This is a genomic window from Butyrivibrio sp. AC2005 (genome assembly GCF_000424145.1).
In the GTDB taxonomy this organism is placed as follows: domain Bacteria; phylum Bacillota; class Clostridia; order Lachnospirales; family Lachnospiraceae; genus Butyrivibrio.
This window is the reverse complement of the sequence record NZ_AUJI01000032.1, coordinates 64,803-81,674: the sequence shown is the minus strand read 5'-3', so window position 1 is coordinate 81,674 and position 16,872 is coordinate 64,803. Positions and strand designations below refer to the sequence as shown.

Annotated in this window: 25 protein-coding genes and 3 pseudogenes; 3 read left to right on the top strand and 25 right to left on the bottom strand. The window is 41.2% G+C overall.

Translation table 11 applies throughout. The features are described 5' to 3' along the window. Nucleotides 1–812: pseudogene (locus G602_RS0110275) on the bottom strand (RNA-guided endonuclease InsQ/TnpB family protein); the annotation flags it as partial. A 92-nt stretch (nucleotides 813–904) separates the two neighbouring features. Between G602_RS0110275 and tnpA the strand changes: the two are divergent. Next, nucleotides 905–1,363 carry an IS200/IS605 family transposase gene (gene tnpA / locus G602_RS26130; RefSeq protein WP_044931743.1) on the top strand — a complete coding sequence of 153 codons (459 nt, stop codon included), beginning with the start codon at nucleotides 905–907 and terminating at the stop codon, nucleotides 1,361–1,363. 228 nt (nucleotides 1,364–1,591) lie between these two features. Here the strand turns inward: tnpA and trxA are convergent, their stop codons facing one another. Further along, a complete protein-coding gene (gene trxA / locus G602_RS0110260) occupies nucleotides 1,592–1,909 on the bottom strand; it encodes a thioredoxin (RefSeq protein ID WP_026658927.1) in 318 nt (105 codons plus the stop codon). Nucleotides 1,910–2,058: 149 nt separating this feature from the next. Here trxA and G602_RS0110255 point away from each other — a divergent pair, with 149 nt between their 5' ends. Beyond that, the gene (locus tag G602_RS0110255; protein WP_026658926.1) at nucleotides 2,059–2,403 is read left to right on the top strand and encodes a winged helix-turn-helix transcriptional regulator; all 345 of its coding nucleotides are present in this window, start codon (nucleotides 2,059–2,061) and stop codon (nucleotides 2,401–2,403) included. A gap of 281 nt (nucleotides 2,404–2,684) precedes the next feature. Here G602_RS0110255 and G602_RS0110245 read toward each other — a convergent pair whose 3' ends face one another. From G602_RS0110245 to G602_RS0110140, 22 genes and pseudogenes are all read right to left on the bottom strand, one after another. After that, entirely contained in the window at nucleotides 2,685–3,278 is a 594-nt protein-coding gene (locus G602_RS0110245) for an NAD(P)H-dependent oxidoreductase (protein WP_026658925.1), read from the bottom strand. Between the two features lie 21 nt (nucleotides 3,279–3,299). Then, the gene (locus tag G602_RS0110240) at nucleotides 3,300–3,746 is read right to left on the bottom strand and encodes a GNAT family N-acetyltransferase (RefSeq protein ID WP_026658924.1); all 447 of its coding nucleotides are present in this window, start codon (nucleotides 3,744–3,746) and stop codon (nucleotides 3,300–3,302) included. Nucleotides 3,747–3,860: 114 nt separating this feature from the next. Continuing rightward, the gene (locus tag G602_RS26125; RefSeq protein WP_049945167.1) at nucleotides 3,861–4,520 is read right to left on the bottom strand and encodes a flavin reductase family protein; all 660 of its coding nucleotides are present in this window, start codon (nucleotides 4,518–4,520) and stop codon (nucleotides 3,861–3,863) included. Between the two features lie 119 nt (nucleotides 4,521–4,639). Beyond that, a complete protein-coding gene (locus G602_RS0110230; protein ID WP_242835572.1) occupies nucleotides 4,640–5,629 on the bottom strand; it encodes a serine hydrolase domain-containing protein in 990 nt (329 codons plus the stop codon). Between the two features lie 87 nt (nucleotides 5,630–5,716). Next, complete coding sequence (locus G602_RS30330; RefSeq protein WP_155829793.1) at nucleotides 5,717–5,854, bottom strand: hypothetical protein; 138 nt, start codon at nucleotides 5,852–5,854, stop codon at nucleotides 5,717–5,719. A 334-nt stretch (nucleotides 5,855–6,188) separates the two neighbouring features. Next, a complete protein-coding gene (locus G602_RS0110220) occupies nucleotides 6,189–7,568 on the bottom strand; it encodes an MATE family efflux transporter (RefSeq protein ID WP_044931739.1) in 1,380 nt (459 codons plus the stop codon). A gap of 9 nt (nucleotides 7,569–7,577) precedes the next feature. Further along, nucleotides 7,578–7,727 carry a class I SAM-dependent methyltransferase gene (locus G602_RS32050; RefSeq protein WP_081675963.1) on the bottom strand — a complete coding sequence of 50 codons (150 nt, stop codon included), beginning with the start codon at nucleotides 7,725–7,727 and terminating at the stop codon, nucleotides 7,578–7,580. 81 nt (nucleotides 7,728–7,808) lie between these two features. Further along, the gene (locus G602_RS0110210) at nucleotides 7,809–8,162 is read right to left on the bottom strand and encodes an arsenate reductase family protein (protein WP_026658919.1); all 354 of its coding nucleotides are present in this window, start codon (nucleotides 8,160–8,162) and stop codon (nucleotides 7,809–7,811) included. Nucleotides 8,163–8,180: 18 nt separating this feature from the next. Further along, nucleotides 8,181–8,360, bottom strand: coding sequence for a hypothetical protein (locus G602_RS0110205; RefSeq protein WP_026658918.1), 180 nt, complete (start codon nucleotides 8,358–8,360; stop codon nucleotides 8,181–8,183). 12 nt (nucleotides 8,361–8,372) lie between these two features. Further along, on the bottom strand, nucleotides 8,373–8,810 hold the full coding sequence (locus G602_RS0110200; protein WP_026658917.1) for a rhodanese-like domain-containing protein: 438 nt from the start codon (nucleotides 8,808–8,810) through the stop codon (nucleotides 8,373–8,375). Between the two features lie 335 nt (nucleotides 8,811–9,145). After that, on the bottom strand, nucleotides 9,146–9,595 hold the full coding sequence (locus tag G602_RS26120) for a Fic family protein (protein WP_081675962.1): 450 nt from the start codon (nucleotides 9,593–9,595) through the stop codon (nucleotides 9,146–9,148). A gap of 196 nt (nucleotides 9,596–9,791) precedes the next feature. After that, on the bottom strand, nucleotides 9,792–10,145 hold the full coding sequence (locus G602_RS0110190) for a C-GCAxxG-C-C family protein (RefSeq protein WP_026658916.1): 354 nt from the start codon (nucleotides 10,143–10,145) through the stop codon (nucleotides 9,792–9,794). Nucleotides 10,146–10,155: 10 nt separating this feature from the next. Then, the gene (yaaA, locus tag G602_RS0110185) at nucleotides 10,156–10,902 is read right to left on the bottom strand and encodes a peroxide stress protein YaaA (protein ID WP_026658914.1); all 747 of its coding nucleotides are present in this window, start codon (nucleotides 10,900–10,902) and stop codon (nucleotides 10,156–10,158) included. A 55-nt stretch (nucleotides 10,903–10,957) separates the two neighbouring features. Next, entirely contained in the window at nucleotides 10,958–11,134 is a 177-nt protein-coding gene (locus G602_RS30325; RefSeq protein WP_155829789.1) for a hypothetical protein, read from the bottom strand. Nucleotide 11,135: 1 nt separating this feature from the next. Next, nucleotides 11,136–11,870 carry an AAA family ATPase gene (locus G602_RS0110175; protein WP_026658913.1) on the bottom strand — a complete coding sequence of 245 codons (735 nt, stop codon included), beginning with the start codon at nucleotides 11,868–11,870 and terminating at the stop codon, nucleotides 11,136–11,138. A gap of 16 nt (nucleotides 11,871–11,886) precedes the next feature. Beyond that, nucleotides 11,887–12,168 carry a GNAT family N-acetyltransferase gene (locus G602_RS26115; RefSeq protein WP_026658912.1) on the bottom strand — a complete coding sequence of 94 codons (282 nt, stop codon included), beginning with the start codon at nucleotides 12,166–12,168 and terminating at the stop codon, nucleotides 11,887–11,889. Nucleotides 12,169–12,266: 98 nt separating this feature from the next. Continuing rightward, nucleotides 12,267–12,845 (bottom strand): GNAT family N-acetyltransferase, encoded by a 579-nt coding sequence (locus G602_RS0110165; RefSeq protein ID WP_044931737.1) that lies wholly within the window; start codon nucleotides 12,843–12,845, stop codon nucleotides 12,267–12,269. Nucleotides 12,846–13,020: 175 nt separating this feature from the next. Next, a complete protein-coding gene (locus G602_RS26110; RefSeq protein WP_242835570.1) occupies nucleotides 13,021–13,440 on the bottom strand; it encodes a TipAS antibiotic-recognition domain-containing protein in 420 nt (139 codons plus the stop codon). 149 nt (nucleotides 13,441–13,589) lie between these two features. Beyond that, nucleotides 13,590–14,072 (bottom strand): YbaK/EbsC family protein, encoded by a 483-nt coding sequence (locus tag G602_RS0110150; RefSeq protein ID WP_026658909.1) that lies wholly within the window; start codon nucleotides 14,070–14,072, stop codon nucleotides 13,590–13,592. Between the two features lie 186 nt (nucleotides 14,073–14,258). Next, nucleotides 14,259–14,771 carry an O-acetyl-ADP-ribose deacetylase gene (locus tag G602_RS0110145; protein ID WP_026658908.1) on the bottom strand — a complete coding sequence of 171 codons (513 nt, stop codon included), beginning with the start codon at nucleotides 14,769–14,771 and terminating at the stop codon, nucleotides 14,259–14,261. 44 nt (nucleotides 14,772–14,815) lie between these two features. Further along, nucleotides 14,816–14,956, bottom strand: a pseudogene (locus G602_RS32045) (EamA family transporter); the annotation flags it as partial. Nucleotides 14,957–15,038: 82 nt separating this feature from the next. Beyond that, nucleotides 15,039–15,515: a hypothetical protein gene (locus G602_RS0110140; protein ID WP_026658907.1), complete on the bottom strand. Its 477-nt coding sequence runs from the start codon at nucleotides 15,513–15,515 to the stop codon at nucleotides 15,039–15,041. 215 nt (nucleotides 15,516–15,730) lie between these two features. Here G602_RS0110140 and G602_RS32040 point away from each other — a divergent pair. Continuing rightward, nucleotides 15,731–15,823, top strand: a pseudogene (locus G602_RS32040) (Crp/Fnr family transcriptional regulator); the annotation flags it as partial. Between the two features lie 69 nt (nucleotides 15,824–15,892). On the opposite strand, the gene G602_RS0110130 reads toward G602_RS32040, so the two are convergent. Continuing rightward, on the bottom strand, nucleotides 15,893–16,870 hold the full coding sequence (locus G602_RS0110130; RefSeq protein WP_026658905.1) for a carbohydrate kinase family protein: 978 nt from the start codon (nucleotides 16,868–16,870) through the stop codon (nucleotides 15,893–15,895). Between the last annotated feature and the right edge of the window lie 2 nt (nucleotides 16,871–16,872).

Below are 16,872 nucleotides of genomic sequence, written 5' to 3'. Positions count from 1 at the left end.
TTGTAGAACTGGTTTACGGACTTTATCAGTCCGCCCTTTATCACAAACGGTTCTGCTCCAAAGTTGTTCGCTACGGCTGCTATATTGTCCGTACCAGGATCTATCGACATGACCCTGATATCGGAAATGTCATCTTTTGATGAAAGAGATCTGAGAACATCCTTGTCATCCAAAGGCGCTATACCCACTGTTAAGACATCGATCACCACATCCATCACAAAGTCCTTACCATGTGGTTTTATCCGTACTTCCTTAAGTTTCCCCTGGGGAAAGTCCCTGCCAAGTCTTAAAGTCTTGGTTGTTCCCGGGAAACGTATATAGGAATCTTCCTTTATCCTGCATATCTGATTCGTAAGGATGGCAGTCTTGTATTTTCCCTGGCGTACATAACCCGGCATGCGGGGACGCCCCGTAAATGCAGATGGTGTCTTGGCGTATGTCTTCACCGCTTCAAAAAATGACTTGTAATCCCTAAGAAGGAGCTTAAGTATCTGCTGGTTAGCCTGAGATGGAATACCATAGTACGCCTTATCCCTGGTGCTCTTTAGAAGATAATCAAGGGCATTATAAGAAAGCCATGAACCAGCTGCATGATATTTTGTCCCTTCAAGGGTTTCACTTACAAGTTTATACACCTGCATCTGATTGGGAAAAAGAGGTCTGTAAGAGTTAAATGCCTCTGTGGCAGAAGCGTACTGTCGGATGATGAAATTCGCCCTGTTGTAAAGAACTGCAGATGCCCTGCAAATATCCTGGCAGTAACTGTATAGTGTGTTGTTTTTAGCTATTCTGTACTGCCTTGTCCTATACACAGTTGAGATTTCCTTTCCAAAAGATTATATTAGTATTATAGCATAATTTCCAAGAGTAATCAAAACATTTGTTCTTTTTAGAAGGAGCTTTTATGGATAACTACCGAAGAGGTTCACATTCAGTTTACCTGCTTACTTATCATATCATTTTTGTCACTAAATACAGGAAAAAAGTGATAACCGATGAGATGGGGGATTTCATGAAAAATCACGCCGCTTATCTGTGTGGAAGGATGAACTGCGATATGCTTTCTGCTGAGACTGACGAGGATCACATACACATGCTTATCTCCATGCCTCCGGATGTTGCTCCGGTGAAACTGATCAACACCTTAAAGTCCCAGCTCTCTAAAGAAGTCAGGATCAAATACCGTGAACATATAGAAAAATTTCTGTGGGGAGATGCTCTTTTCTGGAGCAGGAGCTATTTTTGCGCCACAACCGGATCCGTTTCACTTGAGACAGTGAAAAAATATATAGAAAGCCAGCGCACGGATGACCACAAAAGAAAATATGAAAGAACAGGACGATACAGCAAAGCGAAACGCTGAGGGCCAGCGATTCATCCCCCACCGACTATGTCGGAAGGAGTTTTCTCGCTGATATATCATAATGTATCCGGGTTGTTATAGGGAGGAAGGCTACGAACATTTTGGCGCAGCCTTTATGTGTTATCCCTTTTGCTTTCGCAATAGCATCCCACTGCTCCTGCACCAATTATTGCTAGCTGCCTTTTTCATTTGTAAATCTTCTCCTTTTTCATCTTGCCGAGTACTGCCTTAAATCATTGCTTCCATTTTCCTTACAAGTCGTTCCTTCGGAACAGCACCCATTTCATCATCATACAGACTCCCCTTCTTGATAAACGCAAAGTAAGGTATACTCATTACTCCATACTTCTGTGCAAGCTGCGGCTCCTGATCAACATCTATCTTGCCAACCTTGAATTTACCATCATACTCTCTGGCAAGCTCTTCAACTACAGGTCCCATCATTTTACATGGGCCACACCAGTCAGCATAAAAATCAACAAGAACCGGAACATCACTATTCATTACTTCTGTTTCAAAGTTTTCTTTTGTAAATCTGTATTCCATAATAATCACCATACCGCCAGCAATGCAGCGCCTTTCTTTGAAATGTGTAAATAACTACTTGTTTTTCTCAACTGATGCTTTTATTATATGTAGTATAGTTTTTATATCAAGTACGCAGTTTTTATTTATCTAGTAAGGAAAAGTATACTATGAGGAAAAAAGAGACAAAAGAACCATTATGTGAAGATATCGCAGGGAAAGATTGTGGATTAAAAAGAGTTATTGATACCGTTGGCGGCAAGTGGAAAATCATGATCCTGTGCGTCATCGATAAAAATGAAATAGTGCGATATGGAGAATTACGCCGTTCAATACATGGCATCACCAATACTATGCTTGCCAACTCATTAAAAGATCTTGAGTCTGACGGACTTGTGGAGAGAAAGCAGTATGATGAGATGCCCGTAAGAGTAGAATACAATCTTACTGAGAAAACAAAAAGCCTCATCCCAATTCTCCTTGAACTGAAAAAATGGGGCGAGGACAATCTATAGTTTTAGCTATAAGTTTCAGCTCTTGCATACAGTGAATATTTATAAAGCATATCACCATCGCCATTTGCCCGGACACAGGCTCCCAGTGTTTTTTTCATCATTGACTTCCTCTTCAGTGAAATACAAAAGCGTCTCCGAAAGAGGTGTGAGAAACTCCTTTGACGCATAGTCGGATTTCTTCTCCAGCTCAATTTCAGATGCATCTTTTATCTCATCATAGATTACGCAGTCCACGTCACATTACAAAAGCTGAATCGTATCTTCAACAGAAATTTTCCTTTTTATAAGTTTTTTGCAATTTCAAATACTTTTCTTAGATACTTACCAGCGTTTTTATCCCGGTTAGCATCATTACCATAGCCTCTGGTCATCTCATCAAAAGCATATACTTCGCAGGTTTTTGCTCTATTTCTGATCCGGTCACCAACCATAACTGTCTTCATTGCTTCCAGCTGATCTCTTCTTACCTTATCTTTTAATGACCCACCCATGGTAATCAAAAATAAAGCTTTCTCAAGACATTTCATAGATATTTTATCCCCATATGCAAATCCGTAAGTCCATACCCGTTGAAACCATCCCTCTAACATAGCAGGAGACGAAGTCCAAAAATCAGGGTAAATAAAAGCTATCGCATCTGCTTCATTTATCTTTTTCTGCTCAAAAAGAACGTCCTCCGATACAGGACTATCCAAATTATAAAATCCTTCTCTTATATACTCTTTTTCCGACATCACGGGATTGAATCCATCTGCATACAGATCAGAAATCTCATATGAATGTCCTGCACTCTCTAGTCCTTTGATAAAAGCTTCTTTCACTTCGTATGTGAAACTGTTTTTACTTGGATGACAATATACAATGAACACCTTCATTTCATACTCCTTTACCTATGGCTACTTATCCATCCCTATCCACTGTATGAAAGCTGTCTTATCACTGCTATTATACCCAGCCTTCTCATAGAAATGCATAGTCTCCGGCTTCTTTGTTCCTGTCAGTAGCATCATTTTGTAACAGTTTTCCTTCTCCGCAATCTTCTTTGCATAATCCAGACATTCACCTGCATATCCGTTTCCTCTGAAATCCGCATGTGTTACCACATTCTCAACAAAAGCATATGGTCTTATATTTCTTGTTAAATTCGGGATGATCACACAAACACAAGAAGATATAATCTGACCATCAATCTCATTTACGATCAAATGGTGATTCGGATCTTCAATGATCTGATTCCATATTCTTTCAAGATGTTCATCATGCTTGGGAATACTGTCTTCATGTAAGTAAAGATACAGTTCCAAAAGTGCTTCCAAATCTTCTTTTTTTGCTTCTCGTATCATCAGCTGATGATCCTTACCTCCTTAACCTGGAATATATTCCAATTTTATGCTCCAACGTTCATCCCGACAAACGAGAATTGTCACTGCTTTAGCATTGCACTGCCTTGTATATGATCAATATTCGTAGGATTGATTTACTTTCCTAAGTGCAGCTACATAATCGCAGCCTTTTTCTTTCACATTTTCCGGATTTATAGGATAATGGACATTGTAAAGAATCCCTTTGTCTCCGAACATATCCTCTATATAATCCTTCTCTATATGCCCGCCTACAACTTCAAGGCAAATCATAACATGATCATCACCCTGTACGATTTCTTTCTCCCACAAATACTTGCACTCAAGGTTCATGAAACATTCAGCGACCATTGGTGCTTCTATCCATGAAGCTTTCTCCACAGTAAGCCCTGATGAAGTTATCTCATCTGCCTCGAGCTGATTATTCTGTATCGTCTTCATGCAGGCTTTGTATAAATCAGAAGACATGAAATTCAGCACTGCTGCCTTCTTTTCATTTAGGCTTTGGTAAAGATGTCCACACTTATTCACGCTGCATAGAATCACGTAATACCCGCACCCATGATTCGCACTCGTAAACCCTGCCCATGACTGCATCGTAGCATTGGGCTGTCCGTTAGATTTATATGTTGTGACAAGGAACATCGGCGTCGGGATTCCCATAATAAACTCTTTCCAATCAAAGCCGAAGTTTTTTGCAAATTCTCCGTATGTCCCCTTCATAGATTCCGGCATTTCTTTGTATTGGTATTTCATCTTTTTCCTTCCCTCCGTACTAAAATCAACATAAGAATCGACTTCAATTATCTCGACAACCTGCCGATTTGCTTATTTCATTATCCTGTAATATAGTTTCCGATATGACTTATCAAATGCTAATACATTTCCTCTCGTATTTTTCTCATCCTCGCCCATACATTATCGCCATAGTTGCTGAGCAAAACCGTTATCATTCCATTATTGGGATTATATTCGGAGATGGCGCTTACTCCATCATCGCATCCCTGCATATACACATAATCTTGCCCCTTAGGATTATCGATGATCCACACTCCAAATCCATAATATCCTTCTTCAGGGTCTTTCCCATCGCCACTCTGCTTGGAAAACATTTGCGTTACCATCTCCTTGGAAAGAAGCTTATACTCGATAAGTCCATTCCAAAACTTCACAATATCTTCCGATGTAACGAATGCTCCTCCATCACCGGTACCTTTAGCTCCAACAGAGTAGATATTTGTACGGTAATCATCCGTATCAGAGCAATAGATATAACTGTTTGCACATCTTGCAGGGAGTTTGTCAAACGAATAATACCCGGTATAGCTCATGCCACACCTATTAAAAACATTCTGTTTTAAGTAAACATCAAAATCCATTCCGGTAATCTTTTCAATAATCATCGCCAGCAATACATACCCGGAATTATTGTACTGAAATCTCTCTCCCCGGTCGTACATCATTGGCTTATCAATAAACAGTGGAAGCATATCCCAGTTATGCCTAATCCTATAATTTGGATAATCGATCCACAGCGCCTCATAATCATCCATAACTGATTCATCAAAATAGTCCGGAACTCCTGAAGTGTGATTCAATAGTTGTCTTACTGTCACACAGGGATCGATGTGTTTAAGATCAAAATTCAGAATTGCTCCGATAGTATCTTCAAATTTCAGCTTCTCTGCTTCAATCAATTGCAAGATGCCCACAGCAACAAAAGTCTTACTCATGGAAGCAGACGCAAATCTTGTTTCAATCGTATTGGGAATCTCATTTGCCAAGTCAGCAAACCCGCCGCTGTAATTCAGTAATACTTCTTTGTGTTTTACTATATATGCATTCCCTCTAAAATCTTTATCCATCACCATAGTAATCTCCCCTAAGCAAGATAAAACTGGAACATATAACTTATAAAACCATTCTCATAGAAGCCACGCCATCAATACAATTTACTTCTTCAAATCCCATGCGTTTGTATAATCCATATCCAATGATACAAAGCAGCTCTCAGCGCCTTTTATCTCAGAGTATTCCCTTATAAGCTTCTTCGCTTCTTCGTAATCCCCACAATCCTTTATTTCAAACATACCGCGCTCCTCCTCTGATAGTAAGTTTATACTGGAAGTTATTTCTTCTTCAGCGTCGGTAGGTCATCATAAATGCCTCCGAATACCTTACCTTGATGCCATCTGTTAACTTCTTTATCATAAGTTACTTATCTTTCAAGCTAAACCTTATGTCCCTCATTTTTCCAACGAACGGAACTCTCCGTCGCTGTATCGATACCATGATCTTACCGAATCTACTCGTATAGGTGTCGGACTCCAAACCCACCACGGTTTCTCTCATTAAATCTTCATCTTTCAGGCAGTCTTGTGAAGTCCAATACCTCAAACCGACAGATTGGAATCTGTCTTTTCATCAGATCACTTTCCTGTTCATCCATTTTCCGCTGAAGAATCTCCAGATATCAAGCGCGGACTTAATACACCAGTCAAGGCCCATCGCAAGGGCAATCCCGACAACTCCCATGCCGAGCCATTTGGCAAGCAGAAACGACAGGATTGTACGGCACACTACAGTAGAGAAAATAGATGTCCACATGGTAAAAGAAACATCACCCGCAGCCCTTAAGCCCGAGGACAGAGGCCCCGAAAACGGCTGAATGACAGCCGCAAAGGCGTTGTGAATGGCCACTATGATCAGAATCAGCAATTTGGTATCATCGCCAAGGCTATAAAACGGAAGCAGGAGTGGGGTCAGGATCATGACAGCCACGTTCCAGATCATCGCAAGAAAAAGGGATAATTTAGTGAGCTTTATCATATACCAGCGCGCGGCAACAGAATCATCTGCACCAACACACTGACCGATCACAGTGATAAACACAGTTCCCATCGAAACACTCATACATGCCGCAAGAGACCAGAAAGTCTGGCCTGTAGTGTTTGCAGCGATCTGGGAAGTCCCGAAGGTGGCTACAAGCATTCCCAGAGCCACTTTTGCCGCCTGAAACAGAGTGTTTTCAATGGAATTGGGAATTGCGACGCTAAGGATCCTCTTATCCATTAAAAAGTCCAGGCGCAGGATGTCTTTGAGATCGATATTTACCACATGCTCTTTTCTAAAGCACAGGATCGTCATGATGATCGCGGCAACATACCAGGAAATGGTGGTCGGCCATGCCACGCCGGCTGCACCTGCATGCAGGATAAAGATCCCGATTGAATTTCCGATCACATTTATGATGTTGGCAACAAGGGTAACCTTCATGGTCGTTTTTGTCTTTCCCATGGAACGGTAGATTGCACAGCCCGCATTGTACAGTGCATTGGCAGGAAAGGATATGGAGGCGATCCACATATAGGTTTTGCAGGCATCCATTGTCAAAGGTTCCGTGTCCGGATACATCCCTGCAAGAAGTGCGTTTCCAGACAGAAGCATCAGAACCATTGAAACAACAGAAACGATGAAGGATATGGTATAGATCTGGGATGCCGAAAGGTTTGCGTTCTTCCTTTCACGGCTGCCGATATACTGCGAAACGACAACCGCCCCGCCGGATGCCACGGCGGTAAAAAGATAGATGAAAACAGTATAGATCATCGTATCAAGGCCAACACCGGCAACGACAGCCTCACCTGCATAACTCACCATCATGGTGTCCGCCAGACCCACGATCATCTGAAGGAGCTGTTCGATGACCAGCGGAATGATCATTGCCTTAAGCATGGTATTCGAAAATAACTGTCGATCTTCGGGAAGCTTCTCTTTTGGTTCGATCAATAATCCTAAACTCATACACTTAATTCATCTTTCCGGGTCAGGCAACAAATGGATCACGTTACCTGCAACCACTTTATCAAAGCGGGCATCTTTGCATTTGATATTTGTAATATCAGCTTTCTTGAACACAGCATTCGGGTAATTTCGGCATTTCTTTGCTGCTCTCCGAAGCATCCCGGTTGCAAAGTCTGTTGCAATCTGTTCTCTGTGCCATTATTGTCCCCTAATTCTGTCACCGCACCTATTGTCCCCATATTATAAAAGAGCTTCCCTCCATGCATCTTCCTTGAAGCCTGCAAGGACAGCATTGTCAGTAACAAGCAATGGTCTCTTCACAAGCATTCCATCCGATGCAAGCAGATCCAACACTTCATCGTCACTCATATCAGGAAGTCTCTTGGACAATTCCATTTCTCTGTACAGCTTTCCGCTGGTATTAAAAAATCTCTTCAAAGAAAGACCGCTTCTTTCATTAAGGTCCTTTACTGTATTCTTGTCCGGATGCTGTTCCTTTATATCCAGACTCTCGTACTTAATCCCGTTAGCGTCGAGCCATTTCAATGCCTTTTTACAGGTAGAACACTTTGAATAGCAATAAACCTTTACCATAGAGCACAACCTCCATCATCAAGTTTTAATATATGCTGCAATGATTGTATTTATCAACTCTTCAAGGGTTAAGTCCTGATCTTTTACGCTCTTGAAGTTGAAATAATAGCCAAAATCGCTCTCCGTTTTTATGTGGACTGTAGCTTCGTTGCGCAAGAAGCTCTCATACAGTGCATCTGAAGAATCTACGCTTGCCAAATCCTCTGTAGCCTATGTCTCACCAGTAACAATATCCCCATTCCAATCGATAATGCCACCGAATTCATAAACATTGGAATATCCCATGTCCGCCAGCTTCTGAGCTGCCTCTTTGCTCCTTCTCCCTGAACGGCAATACACAAGTATTATCTGATCAAGGTCAGGAAGCTCAGCGGGAGGATCAGTTTCAATACTCTCATTTGGAATCAGGATTGCTCCGGGTATATGTCCTTCATCATACTCATCCTGCCTTCTGACATCCACTATCACGTGTCCGTCATCCTGTGCCATCATCTGTTTAGCTTCTTCCTGAGTTATCTGCGTATACTGCTGGATGTTAAACATTCCGTCACCATCCATGACCTGCCCTTCGCCCCGGCCGCATCCCACACATAGCAAAGTTGTTATCACAGTTAAAACTAACATCAGCTTTTTTTGATTTATGCTCATTAGTTAATCTCCGTTTTCCTCACAGATACTACCATTATAACCTATTCACGCCTTATTCTTATAGCAAAACCGTGCTGCATTCCTTCTTTACAAGCTTGAAGTTCTCACCCTCATAGACTCTGACTGGATTTCCTCCGACGATCTGGGATCCATTCCCTCTTTTGCAAGAAATTCACGATGCTTCAAGCCCACAAACAGTAACTTGATTCAATTACATGATACCACCCGTTGTTAGTTTCTGCTAACCATATTCATAATTGAAGGCCCATATCATTGATACAGGCCTAATCATTATTGTCATTATTATCTTCAAATTTTCCGTTCCATATACTATCTCAATCATGCTCAATTTCTAGTAAATCAAGAAGCTTTACAAATGTATCCTGTCCATCAAGACAAGTATCTATGAGCCATCCTTTTTCATTTCTCCATTCCTTGAGACCTCTGTAGTAATAATTCTTCTTGGAATCCTCAATGATGAATGGCACAATATTGTGTCTGAGGCATTCCTTTAATGCTACAAGCCTTCCTACCCTTCCGTTTCCGTCCTGGAATGGATGAATATATTCAAACTCAGCATGAAGTGCTATTATATCTTCTACTGTTACAATCTTTTTTAAATTATACTCTTTAAGAAGTGCCTCCATATGCTTATGCACTTCAGATGGTTTCGAAGTCTCTCTGCCCCCTACGACATTTGCACGTTTTTTATAATCTCCAACCGCAAACCATGACAAAGTTGAATCCTTTGTATCATGCTTTATTATGTAGTGAAGCCTTTTGATCCCTAAAAAGTAAAGATTATGAAAGACTTTTGTATAAAAAGTAAAGCTAAGATATTTCTTCTATGACGAATTAATGAAAAAAACAGCAGACCACAAGAATGATCTGCTGTTATGAACGCTTCGAATTATTTTTGTTATTCTGTTTTAAGGATTATCCCTTGGTGGCTGTTTGTCAGACATCTGAAACAGACCTCCCTCAGGAATTCTTCATCAGTTCATCGAGCATGGCTGCCGCTTCTCCGACAATATCGTTGCAGGTTCTCCCTGTTCCTGCCCTTGATGTGATCAGTTCTTTACAATAAAGACTTCCGTTCTTCTCAAGGAACATCTTCTCATATTCGCCGGCTTTATCTACTCCCAGCTTCTCAAGCATTGCCACGACACTGAGATACCCGCCGCATTTACCATCAATGCTTCTCGGAGCAGGCACGCTCTTCTTTGCCTCCTCAGGTGTCACACCTAGTTTTTCAGCAAACGCCATGGCAAGCGAAGCTGAACAGTTATTTCCGTTACGGTGATTCTCTCTGGCTATCTTTTCCATTTCATTCATATATATCCCGTCACTTTCTCTTTTCAAAAACGATTTCAGTGTCACATGAAAGATCATCCCTATAGACATGTCCAAGCCGGTCAAACTTCTTTATCTCATTAGGATCTTCAATCTGGTTTTCAGCCATGTATTTCACCATCTCTCCTCTGGCCATCTTGGCATATGTACCCTTTGTCACGAGCTTCCCATTTACCATCTCGCCAAATGTGATGGTGATGTAACAGTCATCCGGTTTCAGGTATTTTTCAATGCACTTTGAATACTCCTTCGATGCAAGGTTTATTATAACACTGGTACCATCACTTACTTCATCATAGAGCCTGGATCCCCACAGGTCATATAAATCCTTATGTCCATTAATTGCTGCCTTAGCCTGCATCTCAAGCCTGTATGGCGTAACTCCGTCCATCGGTTTCAGTACACCATAAAAACCTGAAAGAATTCGAAGATGCTCCTGCACATAATCAAAGCTTCTGTCTTCAAACACCGCAGGTGCCATATATTGAAACGCGATTCCTTCATATGAAAGTATGGCCGGTGTCAGCCTGTTACGAAGATCCATCTCTTTAATACGTTTATAATTCTGCTCAGCAATCTTATCATTACATCCCCACAGTTCTTGTAATTCAGAATGTGACTTATTGCAGAGCCACTCAAGTATTTCCTCCGTCTGGTCAATAAATACCGGAAGTCCCTGACACTCAAGTTTATCCGTATCTACATTCATTTTCTTTGCAGGTGAAAGAATAATCCTCATCACAGTTCTCCAAACATTTTTTTAGGTCCATCGGCTGATTTCATTTTCCCTAGCTTTACATAGCCGGTATGTATGCTGCAATAACCGCTATCACTAAGGTAGGCAGCATATTAGCCACTCGCACTTTCTTGCCCAAAACAAGAGACGTATCAGACATTGCAAACGCCAGCCTGTCCTGGCCGTAGATTTTTTCTATATAAAGGCCACTAACCTCTTTAAATCGCTTTATCATTTCACTCTTCCAAAAGCCGCTTAAGCAGCTGCTCCTTATTCTCGATAAACATTTTTGTTATCTGGTAGCTGTCAGTATCCTCATAATCAATCGGATGAATCTGGCCATTGTCAAAGCTCAGAATCTCAGCTCCCGGAATCCCCAGAAGAATCGGAGAATGAGTGACCATGATGAACTGCGCATCCTCTTTTGCACAGTTAACAATCTCCAATAAAAGAGTCAGCTGTCTCTGGGGAGACAACGCTGCCTCCGGCTCGTCCAAAAGATACAGTCCATGTCCTCTGAAGTTTGATTGAGCCATCTGAAGAAAACTCTCACCATGAGAACGTTCATGAAACTGTTCCCTTATGCCTCTTGGATCTTCTCTGCTATACATTTCTTCAGCGGTAGCCACATTATAAAAGCTCTCTGCTCTTAAGAAATATCCCCATCCAGGCTTCTTGAAACCTCTCGAGAGCCTTATGGCATCACAAAGCTCTGAGTGAGAGTCATATGTAGAGAAGTTGTAATTCTTTGTACCACCTTCCGGGTTAAAGCCATAGCTGACTGCAATGGCTTCAAGCATTGTGGACTTGCCGCTACCGTTCTCACCGACAAATATGGTTATGTTCTTGTTAAAGGCGATGTAATCCAAGTCCTTTATGGCCTCAATCCCGCGCAGATAACTACGTCCATCTATTTTATCCCAGTTTATGCTCACCCCCTGAATGGGTAAGCTGCTTACTTCATCTAACACTTACAAAAACCTCATCTTAATAATGCACTCTCACAACCCTTGCACCAAATGGTAAAAGAGCTACTCTCGCAACTCCAAGCTCTTTTGCCTTATCAAGCATGGTATTGAGCATTACTCTTGCATAGCCTTTACCGCGAAACTCAGGCTTGATGAATAATCTCTTAGCTTCACAGATAGCATCATCTATCTTCCTGATAGCAATGCTTCCAACAGGAGTCCCGTCCTCACTTCCAAGAAGTAGCGCTCCCCCCCTTATAATACCCGTCCAGATTAGCAAGCTCCTTGTCAAAAGAGACAAAGCAACTCTCCGCACCTTTTATCTGGGAATATTCTTTAAAAATCTCTTTTATTACTTCGTTGTCTTTACAGACCCCAACATTAAACTCTGACATTTTTCTAACCATTTATGCCTTGCATGTTCATATAATCTTCTCTAAGCATACCGTAAATATTATAGTCGCAATAAACGGAAACCATTTTCCCTTGACGAACGGTTCCTTCTTTTATAAAACCACATTTTTCCATAACTTTATTTGAAGCAGCATTTCTCACATCCACCCGTCCATTCAATCGGTCAATTTCTGTGTTCTCAAATACAAACCGTAACACTTCCTTCAAAGCTTCTGTAGTAATTCCCATACTCCAGTACTCAGGATTAATCCTGTATGCTATATCGCCCATTCTGGCGTTTTGAATATCAAATACTGCGATCATACCTACCACTTTATTGGTTTCTTTCAATACAATTCCCCAATCAAGATCAAGAGAAGGTTTTCTTTTTACCCAAGGACGTGGATCAATAAACATGAGTTCAGGATTTTTCTCGCCTTTGCTTGCTTTTCTTCCCCAATATGTATAAATTTCATCTCTTCCCAACCACTCTTTTAAATCATCCACATCGTTTTCGTTAAGCACACGAATAATCAGTCTGTCCGTTTCAAGAATTGGCTTGTCTATTGCATAATCATTTAACATAGTCTCCTCCATCTACTAATCCCGATTTGTCTTTCTAAGTTATCTAAAAATATATCTTCTACTCCTCCAACAATTTTCAGATATTTATCCTCTACTATATCCGTTTTCAAAGAATAAAAAAAGCCATCTGACAGTTTTATCCGCCAGATGACTTCAAAATCGTATATTGTTGTGATCATCTTCCGCAATGGATCTTAATTGCCTGGAAAATAAACTCTGCAGTTCCTTCACCGCCCATCTTTTCAATATTCTGGGTCAATTCTCCACCACCTACATAGCCTGTTCCAAGGCCATAGAGAATATCATCAGTGCATGTGTACATATGCTCCGTAATGAAATCCTGTACTTTCTTAACCTGAGTCTGGACCTCTTCGGATGCTGGATCCATTCCCTTCATAGTACCAAGCTCTTCAAAAAGCTTAGTAAAGTCAGCCATCAGGCCGCTTTCATATTCCTTTGTCCAGTTCTTGCTCTTCTCGGCATATTCTTTATAAGCAGGAGTATCTCCCCACTGTTCTTTAGCCTTTTTAGCGTATTCATCAAGCTTACTTGTATAAAGGATGCTCCAAACATGGAACTCCTCATAGGTAACCATGAATTCATGATGATCAATGCCGTCGCTCCCGATGGTTCCATTGATGATACTCCCAGAAAAGACGCCTACCTTTGGTTATAGCCTTCAAAGTCACACCTTAAGGTTATCGCAGTCTTTTTTATTATTTGCAGATTCAAAATAAAATACAATTATTTTTTTTCCTCTTCCCAGCCTTTACAGACATCGCACCAGCCTTCAGTATCAATAATCTCCTCAAGTTCTTCAGGTCTTACTCTAACAGATGTGAATTCATTACCACCTGCCGGATGCACGAACTCAAACCTTTTCATCGATACATCAAGCCATACCGGAATCCCTTCAGGTACTGCAAAAGGACAGACTCCCCCGGGCTGAAATCCCGTTATGCCCTCCACCTGATCTCTAGGAATCATATGTGGCTTTGTATGAAAAACTGACTTGAATTTGGAACTGTTTACCTTACCATCTCCAGCCATGACTACGATCACTGGTTTTTCATCCACCACAAAAGACAAAGTCTTTGCAATCTCCGGTTCCGTACATCCAATCTGCTGCGCAGCATGTTCTACGGTATCTATTGTCTCTGTATGCTCTGTCAATCTGTCCCCATATCCTTTTATATCGAGAAATTTCTTAACTTTTTCATTTACCATCTCACACATCTCCCCATTCTCTTGTAATAAACATGCCCGGTGACAAATGAGTCTACCGAGCATATGGCATACGTTTATGTATCTTATTGAAACCAATGATACTCCTGTCGACACACTGTTTCCAATATGTTTTGTTTATTGTCTGCTATAAATTTAGCCTATAGTAAATGGCCCTTATGTTTATATTTATCCCAATTCCGCTGCAACCTTCTGATATATCAGATAGTCCTCTTCCGAGAAGTTCACAATAGTTATTTCCATCTCATATTCGGGATTATCTGCTATCCAATCCTTAACTGCAGTAAGCGCAATCTTTGCTGCCTCCTTCTTGGGATAGCCATAAACTCCTGTTGATATTCCCGGAAAGGCAATGCTGTGAAGATCATTTTTCCTGGCTACTTTAAGGCTGTTCAAGTAGCAGTTTCTCAGGTCCTGTGCATCCGTCACACTGCCACTGTAAATCGGTCCAACAGTATGGATGACATGCTTTGCCGGAAGATTATAGCCTCCCGTGATCTTAGCCTCACCGGTTCTGCAGCCATTAAGTGTTCTACATTCATTTAAAAGACCGCGACCAGCGGCTCTGTGTATCGCGCCATCCACTCCGCCTCCGCCAAGCAGACTTGAATTTGCCGCATTAACGATTGCATCCACCTTAAGTTTAGTTATATCTCCTGAATGGTATTTTATACTGCTCATGCCTCAGCCTCCGTCTTTGTGTCATATTCTTCATCATGCCTCCGTTACATCACCATAATCAGAGTGCCTGCACCAATAAGCACACATCCTATAAGGGACTTCATTGTAAACTCCTCATGCAGGAAAACAAATGCCAACACAAGCGTAATGACAACGCTCAATTTGTCTATATGAACAACCTTTGATTTTGTGTTTACTCATATATCTGTTCCCATCTCATCGCTATTCTCTTCTGTCCTATATTACAATGCATCTTTGCTTTCTCTCTTAATCTTCCTTAACCATATCCATCAGCTTATCTACTTCCTCGTGCTCCTCCGACTTCCGTTTTGCTTCCTGAGCCATCTTATCCTTCATAACAGCCTGCATGATAAGCCCCTGATCCTTGGCACTAAACATACTTATGCTCATGAGAAGATCATCAATGTTATCTCTGTTTACAAGCAAGCTCCCACCTTTTGATAACTTTACCCTGATACAGTTGCGTTCATCTGAACAATTTCCCAGCTCCAGAGTATTGTTATTATAATTGCAAACAAAAACCGCTCTCTTGTATGAGATAAATCCATTTTTATCTGCCATATCAAAGTATTCACATGGCCGCTTATCCTGTACATAATCCTGTGCCCTGCTATTAAATATCTCCAAAAATGTAGATCTGGAAGCCTTATTATCCTCAGGTTTCAAACTATGTGTATAAATATGATTCTGATTATCCGTATCCTTTATTCCTTCTATATTCATCCGCTTACCTCCGACACAAAAACAGTAACAAAAAGCCAGACCCTGGTGGATCCGCTCCTTCACCACCAATGTCTGGCAATCCCTTGCTATTTTGTTTATCGGATATAGTTTCATAATAGTTTACAGAAATCAGAGCTTATTTTGATTATTACGATCAATCCTGTACTAATACCGCAGGTTCCTCAGGAAGCCATGTGATCTTGTCAAACCAGGCATTTGACCGCCAGCAGCTTGCCGATTACCTGAACCTTGAACGCAGTGCCCTGTCCAAAGAACTTGGAAGAATACAGAAGGATGGCATCATATAAACAAGAAAAAACCATTTTAAGCTACTTGCGCATTAATTGAACATATGGGACCCACTCCCCGGGATTCCCCTAGCAACTTGCAGTTAGAATATACTTATGAACTTCATCAAATGAGGGCATAACAGCCAACGCACCGTGTCTTGTAGTTATGAGGGATGCCGCTGCATTTGCGAACTTAAGAATTTCTTTTAACTTATCCTGATCAAGACTGTCCATCCCATATTTATGTACAAAATGAAGTGCACTGGCACAAAATGTATCTCCTGCGCCGGTTGTTTCTATGGTATCCGGCGTAATGAACCCATCATGTGCCACAATCATATCACCCAAGTATGCTCTACTGCCATCTGCACCCATTGTTGCGAAAATGAGCTTAATTCCAAACTCATCTTTTATGGCAGCTATGCCTTCATCAATATCTGTTTTGCCTGTCACAAGTTCAATCTCATTGTCGGAAATCTTTAAAATATCACAGACGCTCATACCATATCTGATGGCTTCCAAAGCATCCTCAATCTTGTTCCATAAAGGTGCTCTGTAATTGGGATCAAAAGAAACAGTACATCCGCTTTCTTTTGCAATTTCAATGGCCTTCTCAGTTGCCGCTCTGCCACAGGTGCTGGTCATTGAAAGTGTACCAAAGTGAAAAATATCAGATTTCTTAATGTATGACGCTCTTTCCAAAACCTCATCAGCTGTGATCATCATATCGGCTCCGGGATTTCTGAAAAAAGCAAAATCGCGGTCTCCGTTTGGAAGCTTTTGTACGAATGCAAGTGTTGTTCCTACATTTTTATCCTTCAGTACTGCGCTCATATCAATTCCCTGTTCAGCTGCCTTCGAAACCAGCATTTCTCCCAGGAAATCTTCTCCAACCTTTCCGATAAAAGCTGTTTTATTTCCCAGCTTCTGTAACATGGACAACACATTACAGGGTGCTCCGCCGGGATTTGCTTCAAAGATTGAATTTCCCTGTTCACTTTTCCCATTATCAGTAAAATCAACCAGCAATTCACCAAGTGCAACCACATCATATTGACTATACATTT